A 12,661-nucleotide genomic window follows, 5' to 3' on the forward strand; every position below is an offset into this window, starting at 1 on the left:
GTGGTATCCAGCGGTTGGTAATCGCCGTGCGCAAACAACGCCGGCATCGCGCGCCGCAACTGCAGCAGGTCGCGCAGCAGGCGCGTCTTTGCCGCGCCGTCGTGCCACGCCACCAGCAGCTGCGACCACGCCCGGGTGTCATCCAGTCCGTGATGGCGTGCCGGGTAATCCACCGGCCGGCGGTTATCCGGGTCCACCAGCGACAGGTCCCACGTTTCGGTGCCTTGGTACATATCCGGCACGCCAGGCACGGTCAGGCGCAGCGCGGTCTGGGCCAGGCTCAGGCGCGCACCGGCTGGCGCCAGCCGCGTCACCGCCGCACGCAGCGCGTGCCGCAGCGGCTGCGCACGGGATACAGACAGCAGGTCGTCGACGAGCCTGTCTGCGATCTGCTCGTAGGCGGCGTCGGGGTTGCGCCAACTGCTGCGCACGCCGGCTTCGCGCAACGCCTTGCGCTGCCATTGGCGGATGCGCGGGCTGAAGTCGTCCGGTAGCTGCTCGACCTGGGCCGGCCATGCCGACACCAGCGTCTGCCACAGCATCTGGCGATCGGCAGGATGCAGCGCGGCCACGCCGAGCGGCGCGGCGAGGCGGTCCAGGCGCCGTGCAGTGGTACCCCACCACGTCGGCCAGTGCGACAGCACCGCCAGCCGCATCCGCGCGTCTTCTCCGCGTTTATGGTCGTGGGTGGCCGTGGCCAGCAGCGCACGCCGATGCAACTGGCCGCGCTCGGCCGCCAGCGCGTGGAAGCTGTCCGGCGACAGCCCCAGCACCGACGGATGCGTGCCGACCTCGTTGCGCGAGAGCTGGGCGGCGTAGCGATAGAAGCTGCAGTCCTCCACCGCCTTGGCGTTGAGCGGCGCGCTCAGCAACTGGAACTGCTGGCGCAGCCGCAGGCACCGTGCCGGCAGCGCGTGCGAGCCCATCGGCGCAGGTGCTTCAAGCATCCAGCGCAGGATCTGCTCGATGACCACTGTCACGGCAGGGTCGGCGCCGGCGCAGGCATCGCGTGCTGCGCGCTGCCACCAGACCCGGTCCAATGCGGCCGGTGCCGCGCCGGTCAGGTAACTGCGGTACACCGGGAAATGCGCCAGCAACCGGGCCACCGCCGCGGCCAGCAGGGGCCTGCCGAAATCAGCCGCCTGGCCGCCGGCTTCGTCGGCGACCTCGGCCAGCAACGCGGCCAGTGCCTCGAACTCGGCGTGCAGCCCGTTATCCAGCACCTCACCGCGCGCCTGCAGCTCGACCTGCTCGACACTGCGCCCGTCTCCCGTCGCCTGTCGCCACTGCTGTGCCAGCACCGCGCCACCGGCGCTGTCATGCATCAATCCGCCCACCTGGTCCATGAGGTCATAGCCGGTGGTGCCATCACAGGGCCAATCCGGTGGCAGCCGCTCATCGGGGCCGAGGATTTTTTCCACCCACAGCCCAAGCGTGCCGGGGGCCAGGTTGCGTGCCGCGCCGGCCACATCCAGCGCATCACGCAGGCGTCGCAGATAGGCGGCAGGATCACGCAGGCCATCCACATGGTCCACGCGCACCCCGTCGATCACGCCGTCGGCGGCCAACCGCAGCGGCAATGCATGCACCGCATCGAAGACCTCGGCGCGCTCCATCTGCAGCGCCGCCAACGCCGTGAGGGTGAAGAACCGGCGGTAATTGACCTGCGCGTCGCCACTGCGCCACCACGCCAGCCGATAGGCCTGGCCGGCGAGCAATGCGGTGAGCGGTCCGGCTGCCATGCCCGGCACGGCATCGGCGTGGGTTTCCGGCGCCAAAGGATAACGGGCATCGCCGAGCGACAGCCAGGCGGTGCCCGCCGCATCGCGTTCCACCTGGATCCCCCCTTCTGCCACCGCCGTGGCCAGCGGGCGATCCAGTACCGGCAGCCACAGCTTGCCGCCGCGGCCAGGCGCCTGCCAGTCGATGTCGAACCACGCCGCATACCGGCTGCGCTGGCCGTTGGCGAGCACATCGGCCCAGAACGGATTGTCCGGGTGTGCGGCCACGTGGTTGGGCACGATATCCATGATGAGCCCCATGCCGTGCGCGCGCGCCTGCCCGGCCAGGCGTACCAGCCCGGCTTCGCCGCCCAGTGCCGGATTGACCGTGGTCGGATCGAGCGCGTCATACCCGTGGGTCGAACCGGGCACCGCCCGGGTGATCGGCGACAGATACAGATGGCTGATGCCCAGCGCCGCGTAGTAGGCCACCTGCGCGCGCGCCGCCTCGAAATCGAAACCGGCATGCAGCTGCAGCCGTGCGGTTGCGCGGAACGGCACCATCTCAGGGTTCACTGCCGCGCGCCGCCGCGAACCGACGCAACGTAGCGTGCAGCGTACGCCGCGGCAATGGCTGCGGCAGGCGATGCCGCCAATTGGGATACACCGCCACGGTGCCGGGCAGGTTCACCTGCTCGCGCAGGTCCAGCGCATCTTCCACGGGAAGCAGCGCCAGCGGCGCAGGACCGGCGGCCACGAACGCAATGGCCGCATCGTGCAACGCTTCCGGGCACGTCGCATCGGCGCCCACCGCGGCGGCCAGCTGCGCCGCTTCCTGGCGACGTTGCTGCATGGCCTGCGCGACGGTCGCTGCGCTGTCGTTGCCCAGCTGCGCGCGCACGGCGATGTCTTCGCCACGCTGCCACCCGGCCAGGGTGGGTAGATCGTGCGTGCCCGTGGTGGCCACCGCCATCTTCCGCCACAGGTTGGGCGGCAGGAATTCACCATCGCTGGCGCGCGAGAACGCCAGCACATCCATCCCGAGCACGCCGCGCTCGGCCAGCCGCTGACGGATGCCCTCAGGCACCACGCCGAGGTCTTCGCCGATGACGATGCAGCGGTGCCGCCACGATTCCAGTGCCAGCAGGTTCAGCAGGTCGTCCAGCGGATAGCGCAGATATGCACCCGCTTCCGACCCTGCGCCGTGCGGCACCACCCACAGCCGTTGCAGGCCAAGGATGTGATCGATGCGCACGCCACCGCGATCACGCATGACCGCGCGCAGCAGGTCGATGAATGGCGCAAACCCGGTGCGCCGCAGCCCATCGCCGGAATAGCTGCTCACGCCCCATACCTGGCCGTGCGGCGCGAACGCATCCGGCGGCGCCCCGAGCACCAGCCCGCGCAGCGCGGTATCGCCAGCGGCAGCCGCCTCGGCGCCGTCCGGTACGAAGCCGACCGCCAAATCGGCGATCAGCCCCAGCGCCATGCCGCTTGCGCGGGCGCGCTGCTGCACCTGGGCCCAGCTTCGGGTCGACAACCACTGCGCGAATTCCTGCAGCGCCGGGTCCGGCTGGCCCAGCGCGGCGGCGTTGAACGCGGCAAACCGGGCGAGCGATGTTCCGCCCTCCTGTCGATGGCGATCCAGGTCCTCACGCACCTTCTCGGGCGCGGCGTCCAGCCACTGGTGCCAGTGCGCCAATCGCGCCCACTTGTACGCAGCCGCCCCCGCCCAGTCGATCAACCCGTCGGGCGTCGGCATCGGCGCCTGCAGTGCGTCGTCGTCATCGGCGACCCAGGGAGGCGGCGCGGTGTAGACCGGTTCGAGAAAGCGGCGGTCGCTCGGCGAGTACGGGCTGTACAGCGCTTCGATCCGGCCGGCCGCGTGCAGCGGGCTGAGCGTCAGCGCGTCACCGCCGGCCGCGCGGATCCGCCGGCACCACGCCGCCGCGCCCGCACTGTCGCCAATCCCGGCGTCACCGGGCGAGCGGCCCGCATACACCTGCAGCGTGCCGCCCCATCGGCGCGGGGTTTCCGTGCCGGTCGCATCGGCCACGCTGAAGCACTGGGCCGGCGCAACGGCGACGGCATGTTCGCCGCCACCGATGCGCAGCGTCCAGTAGCCGGGCCGCCGCGGGCAACGCCAGCCACCTGCCGCATCCTGGCTGGCGGCCTCGGTAAGTCCCTCCTCATCGCACCACTGCCCCTGCCCTGCATCGGCCGGACCGATCACGAGCGTGGCGCCGACCTGTGCGGTATGCAGCTTCGGCTGCGCCCGCTCGGTCAGGCAGCGCTGCTGGCTCTCCATCCGCTGTGCGGGGGTGGCGGCCGGCCATTCCAGCGCTCCGAGCACCGCCAGCAGCGTGGTCTGGTCGACCCGACGCGCCGTGCCGTGCACGTCATGCCAGTCCACGATCAACCCGACCGTGGCAGCCAGGTCCGTCAGCGCTACCGATGGCGCGGTCATAGCGGCACCCAGCGCACCAGCATCGCGTCCGGCGCCAACGTGTCGTCGGCATCCACGTCACCCAGCTGCAGCACGGTTTGTCCGGCCGGCAAGGTGGCGGCCACCGCCGTGCCGCCAAGGTTGAAGGCCAGCCACCACTCGCCGCCGGGCAGTGCCCATCCCGCGGCGATGGCTTGATCGGCCAGTACCGTGGCCCCCAGGCTGCGCGCCTGCGCCGCGCCCTCGGCCAGATACCGGTGCCGCAACGCCAGGGACGCCTTGAAGTCGGCCAGCCAGGGGTTGTGCGCAAGCGCGTCCGGCGACGGCATCGGACAACGCGAGGCCAGGAACGTCTCCAGCGCGTTCGGATCGGGAATCGCCTCGCGCGATGCGGGCTCGGTGAATGCCTTGAGCTGGCTGAACTCGGTTCGCCGCCCCTGGCGCACGGCCTCATCCAGTGGTGGCTCGAAATCGGTGAAGAACAGGAACGGCTCGCGCGCGCCCCACGGCTCGCCCATGAAGAACAGCGGCACCATCGGGGTCAACGCGGTCAGCGCGTGCGCGATCCGCAAGCGTGCCGGGGCCACCGAACCCTGCAAGCGATCGCCGAAGGCGCGGTTGCCGATCTGGTCATGGTTCTGCGCGAACACCACGAAATGATCCGGCGACAACCCTGCGCTGGGTTCGCCGCGGCGGTTGCCATGCCGGTTCACTTCGCCCTGCCAGGCAAACCCTTCGGACAGCACCCGGGCAAATCGTGCCCCCGGTGCGCTGGCATAGTCGGCGTAGTAGCTCTCGGTCTCGCCGGTCAACAGCACGTGCAACGCATTGTGGAAATCGTCGTTCCACTGCGCGGTATAGCCCTCGCCCAGCAATGAGGCGGCATTGTTTTCGTTCTCCACCACCAGGTCCACCGCATGCGCCGGGCCATCGGCGTGGATGGCCTCGCGCAGCGTCACCAGGAACGTCTGCGGATGGATCGCGTGTACCGCATCCAGGCGAAGGCCGTCGAAGCGGTATTCGCGCAGCCACATCAGCGCGTTGTCGATGAAGTAGCGCTGCACCCACGGCTGGCGGAAATCGATGGCCGCGCCCCACGGCGTGCGAACATCCTCGCGGAAAAACTGCGGCGCGTAGCTGGCCAGCTGGTTGCCTTCCGGACCGAAGTGATTGAACACCACGTCCAGCAGCACCATCAACCCCAATCCGTGGGCGGCATCGACCAGCGCCTTCAGCTCGTCGGGCGTGCCATACACCGAGGCCGGGGCGTATGGCAGCACGCCGTCATAACCCCAGTTGCGCGACCCGGGGAACGTGGCCAGCGGCATCAACTGCAGCGCGGTGATGCCCATCGCCGCCAACGCCGGAAGCTCAGCCTGAAGCGCCGAATAGCCGCCCACCGCGCCCAGGTGCACTTCGTAAAGCACCGCTTCGGACCACGGCCGCCCTGCCCCGCCGGTGGTCTGCCAGACGTAGGCGTCTTCATCGGGGATGGCGCTGGCGCCCTTGAGGCCCTCCGGCTGCCAGCGCGAGGCCGGATCGGGCACGCTGAGCGCACCATCGATCCGGAAGCGATAGCGCGCACCGGGCGCGGCGTCGCAGACGACGGCATGGCACCCGTCTTCTTCCGAAACCATGGCCATTACCTCGCCCTCCAGCAGCAGTTCCACGCGGTGCGCTGCCGGCGCCCACAGCCGGAAGCAGTACCCACCTTCCGCCTGCCGCTGCGCGCCCAGTTGCCGCCGCGCAGGCGTCACTCCATCACCTGAAGGTAGACCGTGGACAAAGGCGGCAAGGTCAGCTCGATGGATTGCGCGTGGCCGTGCATGGCAATGGGCCGGGCGTCCACCTGTCCACGATTGCCCGCGTCGCTGCCACCGTAGAAGTGGCTGTCGCTGTTGAATACCTCACGCCAACGACCGGCACGCGGCACTCCCACGCGGTATCCATGTCGCGCCACCGGGGTGAAATTGCTCACCGCCAGCAACGCACCGCCATGGCCTTGCACGTCGTGGCGGATGAAGGCCAGCACGCTGTTGACGTGATCGTCGCCCACGCTCCACTCGAAGCCGTCCTCGGTGCGGTTGCCATGCCGCAGTGCAGGAATATCACGCAGCAGCCGGTTGAGGTCGCCGATCAGGCGCGCCACCCCGGCGTGTTCGGGTTGCGCGGCCAGCGCCCAGTCCAGCTCGGYATCGTGGTTCCACTCGGTGGCCTGGGCGAACTCGCCGCCCATGAACAGCAGTTTGCTGCCCGGGTGGGCCCACATGAAGCCGTAATAGGCGCGCAGGTTGGCCAACTGCTGCCAGCGGTCGCCGGGCATCTTGCCCAGCAACGAGCCCTTGCCGTGCACCACTTCGTCATGCGACAGCGGCAACACGAACTGCTCGGAGAAGGCGTACATCGCGCTGAAGGTCATCTCGCTGTGGTGGTGCGAGCGATGGATCGGGTCGCGCTGCAGATAGCTGAGTGTGTCGTGCATCCAGCCCATGTTCCATTTGTGCGAGAACCCCAGCCCGCCCTCGGCGGCCGGCGCGGTCACGCCCGGCCACGCGGTGGACTCCTCGGCGATCACCACCACGCCCGGATAAGTCGTGGCGATGGCGGTATTGAGCGCACGCAGGAAGTCGATCGCTTCCAGGTTCTCGCGGCCACCGTGCGCGTTTGGAATCCACTGCCCGTCGGCGCGGCTGTAGTCGCGATACAGCATCGAGGCCACCGCATCCACGCGCAGCCCATCGATATGGAAGCGGTCGATCCACTCCAGTGCACTGCCGATCAGGAACCCGGACACCTCGCTGCGCCCGTAGTTATAGATCAACGTGTCCCAGTCCGGGTGCAGGCCCTCGCGCGGATCTTCGTGTTCGTAGAGGCCAGTGCCGTCGAAGCGCTGCATGCCGTGCGCATCGGACGGGAAATGCGCGCCCACCCAGTCCACGATCACGCCCAGGCCCTGCTGGTGGCAGCGGTCCACGAAACGCGCGAACCCTTCCGGGTCACCATGCCGCGCGGTCGGCGCATACAGCCCCAACGGTTGATAGCCCCAGGAGCCGCCAAACGGATGCTCGCTTACCGGCAGCAGCTCGACGTAGCTGAAGCCAAGCTGCTGGATATACGGAATCAGCGCATCGGCCAACTGGTCCCAATCAAGCACGCTGCCGTCCGGGCCGCGTCGCCAGGAACCGGCGTGGAATTCATAGATGGAGATCGCACCGTCCGCGTTGGCCGCGCGCGCGTTCATCCAGTCCCGGTCCTGCCAGGCATGCTCCGCATCGGCGCCCACCACCGAGGCGGTGCCCGGCAGCGGCTCGCACTGCCGCGCCATCGGATCGGCCTTGTCGGTGAGGTGCGAGCCATCGGCAGCGATGATTTCGAACTTGTAGCGTGCACCGGCGACCACGCGCGGCACGAAGATTTCCCAGACGCCGGCTTCATGGCGGAACCGCATCGGATGGCGTCGGCCGTCCCAGCTGTTGAACTCGCCCACCACCGCTACCCGACGCGCGTTCGGCGCCCACACCGTAAAGCGCACGCCGTGTACGCCCTGGTCGGTGGCACGTTGCGCGCCCAGGCCGGTACGGATGCTGTGCGGGTCGCCAGCGGGGATGCCCGCCAGCAGTGCCGCATCCAGCTGCGGCCCAAAACCGAAGACATCTTCGATCTCCTGCGTCGATGTACCCCAGTCCACCCGCAGCAAGGCCACCGCAGCGCTTTCGCATGCGGATTCGAACAGGCCTTCGCCCAGCGCCGCCATCGGCTGCCAGCGCCCGCCCGCGTCGCGCCGTTGCACGGCCAGCGCACCGGGAAACAGCACGCGCAGCCGCCAACGGCCCTGCGCGTCCTGGTGCGGGCCCAGCAGCGCGAACGGATCGCCCGGCTGTCCCGCCGCCAGCGCGGCCAGACCAGGCGACAAGGGCTCGTCAACCGACGAGGACGTCGGTACACCCTCCGAACCTTGCGGCATCGGGGCCTGCACCTCGCACGACACCGTCATGCGCGCGCCTCGGCGGTGCGCTGGTACAGGTCGATGTAATGCGTGCCGGCAACCTCCCAGCCGCTGGGGCGCAGCATCGCCGCGCGCCGCATTGCGGCCATCAGCCGCGGCTGGCGGAAGGTGCGGAAGGCACGCTGCACGCAGCGGCGCAACATGTCCGCCTCCGGCCCGTTGAACAGGAAGCCGGTCACGCCGTCGTCCACCGTATCGATCAGCCCGCCGGTGGCGTGCGCGATGGGCAGGCAACCAAAGCGCTGTGCATACATCTGGCTCAACCCGCACGGCTCGAACCGTGAGGGCATCAGCAGGAAATCGGCGCCGGCAAACATGCGCCGGGCCAGGGTTTCATCGAAGCCGATGTAGGCCGACACGCTGCCCGGGAAGCGCCGCGCCAATGCGCGCACCTGCTCCTCGATCTCCGGCTCGCCGCCGCCGATGATCACCAGCTGGCCGCCGGCCGCCACGATCTGCGGCGCCACATCGCAGGTCAGGTCGAGGCCCTTCTGGTGCACCAGTCGCGACACCACCGCAAACAACGRCCCGCGGCTTTCCGGCAACCCGAAGGCGCGGCGCACGTGGCGGGCGTTATGGTCGCGGCCTTCAAAGCTGCGCACGTCGAAGTGCGCCGGCAGGTGGCGGTCGGTGCTCGGGTCCCAGCTGGCGTCGATGCCGTTGACGATCCCGCTCAGGTGACCCAGCGCCGCGCGCCGCGACAGCAACCGGTCCAGCCCGCAGCCCTCGGCCGGGGCGGTGATCTGCGCCGCGTAACTGATGCTCACCGTGTTGACCTGGTCGGCGTGCACGATGCCGCCGCGCAGGAACGACAACTGCCCATGGAATTCCAGCGCCACGCGCTGCACCTCGTCGATGCCCAGATCGGCCGCCAGCGCGCTCGGGAACAAACCCTGGTAGGCCAGGTTGTGGATGGTCAGCAGGCACGACGCCGTGCTGCCCGACCAACGTACGTAGGCCGCTGCCAGCGCGCACGGCCAATCATTCAGATGCAGCAGGTCCGGCTGCCATTCCATGCCCACCTCGCCCGAGGCGATCATCGCCGCCGCACGTGACAACGTGGCAAAACGAATGGCGTTGTCCGCCCAGGGTTGGCCGGCGTTGTCCACGTACGGCGATCCTTCCCGTTCGTACAGCTCCGGGCAGATCAGCACATACACAGGCAAGCCATCCTCGAGCACCGTCTGTGCGATCACGCACGCCGGCAACGCCGCATGCGCTTCGGTCTGCCCCACCACCTCGATGGGCCCGGTGCGCGCAAGCACCTCGCTGTAGCCGGGAATCAGCACGCGCATGTCGGCGCGGTCGCGCAGGGCGCGTGGCAATGCTGCGGCCACATCGCCGAGTCCGCCGGCCTTCACGAAATCGGCCATCTCCGACACCACGAACAGCACGCGGCGCACCGTGTCTGTCGCAAGATTGGAGAAACCTGACAGGCCAACCGGCATCGCGGCTTGCCTATGTCGTCGCACGCGGATGACATCACTCTGGGATACGGCTTCTGCGCTGGCAGCGGAAGACGCAAGGGGAAGAAGGCGCGTAGGCATGGGGGACTCGCTGGCAGAGAAACACGACGCAGCAGACTCCACCTCGAACCGGAATGGCCGGCGCAAGCAATCGTCAGGAGCGCACTACGAAGATGGGGGAACCCCAGCCATTACTTGGGGCGTGAATTGAATCTACACCCCGGCTCAATCAATGCCCCGTGAACCTGGCACGACAGTTGCGTGAACCCACATGCTAAAAACGCATGTGCTTATCAAGCTACCTAGTTGCAGCTGCCTCATGGGGAAGAATAAATCATTAAGAATTCCTTCTTCATCGTGCCCGCCGCGAACGCCACAAGTCGTCAATTGCTGGAGTCCAGCGCTGATTTCGACGCGCAGGACGCCCAGAGCCCATGGGAAACAGCAAGACCTACGACGAGTAAGCCGCGACAACCGGCTGTTGTTGCGGCGCTCTGCCGGGCACCACCCCTCACGTCGTGCAACTCACGCTCAGCCTGTGCATGGTCCTGCTCGGCGCAGGTCAACTGCTGTTTGGCGCGCTGGCAGACCGCATTGGTCGGCGCCCGATAGCGATGGGCGGCGGCACGATGTTCGTCATTGCCTCCCTCGCTCTTGCCGCGTCCAATGGCCCCGGCATGTTCCTCATGTTCCGTGTCTTCCAGGCACTGGGCGCGTCGGCGGCATTGGTTGCCACCTTCGCCACCGTGCGCGACGTCTACGCCGAGCGCCCGGAAGGAACGACGATGCCTGGCCGCTGGTGGGCTACTCGACCGGGACGGGGGTGCTCGTGTCGCTGGCGCTGGCCCGCACGCGCGACGAGCCGGGCGACGCACGCTGATCGCGGTCGGCTTATGCAGACATGGACACGACCCTACATCGCGTCAGGCTGCTGTCCGGCGTTCGGCTGCATCGTCGCCAGGGCGCCCTGCAGATCGCGCATGCGGAACGGCTTCTGCAGACCGTAACGATGGCGGAACTTCTCTGCGATCGCGGCCTGCCCGTAGCCGGTAATGAAAATATACGGCACGCCCTGGGCATCCAGCGCCTCGGCCACCGGGTAGGACGCGCTGCCCGCCAGATTGACGTCCAGCACGGCCAGGTCCACACCCCCGGCCCTCACCACCTCGAGCGCGGCATCCACATTGGCCACCGACGCGGCCACTTCGTAGCCCAGCGCCTCCAGGCAGTCCTCGAGCACCATCGCCACCAGCGATTCGTCTTCGACGACCAGCACGCGCGCGGTCACAGGGTCACCTCCGCCACGGTAGCCGGTAGCGGCATCGACACGCGGAACGCCACGCCGGCCGGGTCGAAGGCCAGTTCGACGTCGCCATCCAGATCGCGCTTCAATCCACGCTCGAGCAGGCGGGAGCCGAAGCCCTTGCGCGCCGGCGGGGACACCGGCGGTCCGCCACTCTCCTGCCACACAAGTTCAAGCAGATCCCCGCCATCGGCATCCACGCTGCGTACCCAGGCGATGCGCACCTTCCCCTGCGGCGAGGAGAGCGCGCCATATTTGACCGCGTTGGTGCACAACTCGTGCAGCGCCATCGACAGCGCCAGTGCGCGGCGCGGGTCGACCCGGCATGACCGCCCTTCCAGCACGAAGCGGCCGCTCGCATCGGGCTCGCACAACGCTGAGACATCGCGCGCCAACTCCAGGATGTCGGCACTTTGCCAGTTCTCGCGTGTCAGGGTGTCATGCGCGGTGGACAGTGCCAGCAGGCGCGAATCGATCTTCTCGTGCGCGTCCTCCAGGCTGACGGCGTTGTTGAACGACTGGCGGGTCAGCGACTGCACCATCACCAGCGAATTCTTCACCCGGTGGTTGAGCTCGTTGATCAGCAGTTCCAGGTGCTGCTCATGTTCCTTGCGCTCGGTAACATCGCGGGTGCTGCCGGCAATGGCTTCCACCTTTCCATCCAGCCCGAATACGGGGGTGAAGATGTATTCGTAGATGCGCGTGCCCTTGGTCTGGTGCGGGAACGGCACTTCGCCCCGGATGGGCTGGCCAGTGGCGACCACCCGGTCTATTTCCTCGTCGTGCATCGCCGCGTGCCACGGCTCATACCCCAGCTCAAGGCAGGTTCTGCCCGTGGCATCTTCCCAGCGCATGCCCCACATCGTCAGCAGGGCGTCGTTGGCGTAGATGAAACGGTGCTGGGCATCGAACACGTACAGAAGGTCCGGGGTGGCCTGAAGCAGGGCCTCGTAGATGCGCCATCGGGCGGCGTCTTGTTCCTTCTGGGCTGGCACGTCTGTAGATCCTGGGGCAGAGGCAGACGATAGTTCTGGCAGCGTGAACGCCGGATCATGAGTGGATGCCGCGCCGCCGCCCCGTCAACCCCGACGCGACGGCGCTAGAATCTGGCCCGTCACACCGGCACCGGAGCTCCCCATGCAACAGACCGTCATCCCCCAACTGCGCATGACCGATGCCACGGTCAGCGTGCCGTTCTACCAGCGCATGGGCTTTGCCATTGACTGGGAGCACCGTTTCGAACCGGGCATGCCACTGTTCGTGCAGATCAGCCGCGAGGGCCAACTGCTGTTTCTGACCGAACATGCCGGCGATTGCGAGCCCGGTGGCGCGGTCTACTTCCAAGTGCCCGACGTGGACGCACTGCATCGCGCGTTCGTGGCCGCCGGCGCGGCGGTGTTCCGCGCGCCGGCGGATGTGCCGTGGGGCGGACGGGAAATGCTGGTGGTGGACCCGGACCATAACCGGCTGCGGTTTGCTACGCAGGACAAGTAAGTCACCCGGCACGCCGCTGCACTAAGTGGGCAGCGGCGTCCATTCATGGGAAAAGCGCGCGAACTCAATCTGCAGTTCGCCATCGTGGTCCAGAATGATGTGGTGCCGGTAAACGCCGGGGCGGACAATCGAGAACTCGTGCAGAAGAAGATCGGCATGCCCATTGTCTTCCAGGGCGGGCTCGCACAGCTGGAAACTGGATACGCCACCATAGCGTAGCGTTGT

At 68.1% G+C, this 12,661-nt stretch carries 9 protein-coding genes and 1 pseudogene; 2 read left to right on the forward strand and 8 right to left on the reverse strand.

Features of this window, described 5'->3' with window-relative positions:
• From treY to glgA, 5 genes are all read right to left on the reverse strand, one after another.
• The coding region (gene treY / locus AC1DQP_RS08890) for a malto-oligosyltrehalose synthase (RefSeq protein WP_478051439.1) at positions 1 to 2,285 on the reverse strand (2,285 nt) is incomplete at its 3' end.
• Between the two features lies 1 nt (position 2,286).
• The gene (gene malQ / locus AC1DQP_RS08895; RefSeq protein WP_457320674.1) at positions 2,287 to 4,188 is read right to left on the reverse strand and encodes a 4-alpha-glucanotransferase; all 1,902 of its coding nucleotides are present in this window, start codon (positions 4,186 to 4,188) and stop codon (positions 2,287 to 2,289) included.
• Complete coding sequence (gene treZ / locus AC1DQP_RS08900) at positions 4,185 to 5,924, reverse strand: malto-oligosyltrehalose trehalohydrolase (protein WP_478051436.1); 1,740 nt, start codon at positions 5,922 to 5,924, stop codon at positions 4,185 to 4,187. Before treZ ends, malQ begins: the two co-directional genes overlap by 4 nt.
• Positions 5,921 to 8,161: a 1,4-alpha-glucan branching protein GlgB gene (gene glgB / locus AC1DQP_RS08905; protein WP_478051437.1), complete on the reverse strand. Its 2,241-nt coding sequence runs from the start codon at positions 8,159 to 8,161 to the stop codon at positions 5,921 to 5,923. Before glgB ends, treZ begins: the two co-directional genes overlap by 4 nt.
• Positions 8,158 to 9,651 carry a glycogen synthase GlgA gene (glgA, locus tag AC1DQP_RS08910; protein WP_478051440.1) on the reverse strand — a complete coding sequence of 498 codons (1,494 nt, stop codon included), beginning with the start codon at positions 9,649 to 9,651 and terminating at the stop codon, positions 8,158 to 8,160. The genes glgB and glgA overlap by 4 nt, the downstream gene beginning before the upstream one ends.
• A gap of 479 nt (positions 9,652 to 10,130) precedes the next feature.
• Between glgA and AC1DQP_RS08915 the strand changes: the two are divergent.
• Positions 10,131 to 10,433, forward strand: a pseudogene (locus AC1DQP_RS08915) (MFS transporter); the annotation flags it as partial.
• 119 nt (positions 10,434 to 10,552) lie between these two features.
• On the opposite strand, the gene AC1DQP_RS08920 reads toward AC1DQP_RS08915, so the two are convergent.
• Both AC1DQP_RS08920 and AC1DQP_RS08925 read right to left on the reverse strand, forming a co-directional pair.
• On the reverse strand, positions 10,553 to 10,927 hold the full coding sequence (locus AC1DQP_RS08920; RefSeq protein ID WP_457319113.1) for a response regulator: 375 nt from the start codon (positions 10,925 to 10,927) through the stop codon (positions 10,553 to 10,555).
• Positions 10,924 to 11,937, reverse strand: a complete 1,014-nt coding sequence (locus AC1DQP_RS08925) for a sensor histidine kinase (RefSeq protein ID WP_457319114.1) — start codon at positions 11,935 to 11,937, stop codon at positions 10,924 to 10,926. Before AC1DQP_RS08925 ends, AC1DQP_RS08920 begins: the two co-directional genes overlap by 4 nt.
• A gap of 142 nt (positions 11,938 to 12,079) precedes the next feature.
• On the opposite strand from AC1DQP_RS08925, the gene AC1DQP_RS08930 reads away from it, so the two are divergent.
• Entirely contained in the window at positions 12,080 to 12,436 is a 357-nt protein-coding gene (locus tag AC1DQP_RS08930; RefSeq protein WP_457319115.1) for a bleomycin resistance protein, read from the forward strand.
• Between the two features lie 21 nt (positions 12,437 to 12,457).
• On the opposite strand, the gene AC1DQP_RS08935 is transcribed toward AC1DQP_RS08930, so the two are convergent.
• On the reverse strand, positions 12,458 to 12,661 hold a 204-nt coding region (locus tag AC1DQP_RS08935; RefSeq protein WP_478051438.1), incomplete at its 5' end, for a hypothetical protein.

Source organism: Stenotrophomonas sp. P5_A8 (genome assembly GCF_056400545.1).

What these genes read in the sequence shown, in the direction of transcription:
- AC1DQP_RS08930 (WP_457319115.1), top strand. Translation starts at nt 12,080, where the DNA reads ATGCAACAGACCGTCATCCCCCAACTGCGCATGACCGATGCCACGGTC.
- malQ (WP_457320674.1), bottom strand. Translation starts at nt 4,188, where the DNA reads ATGACCGCGCCATCGGTAGCGCTGACGGACCTGGCTGCCACGGTCGGG.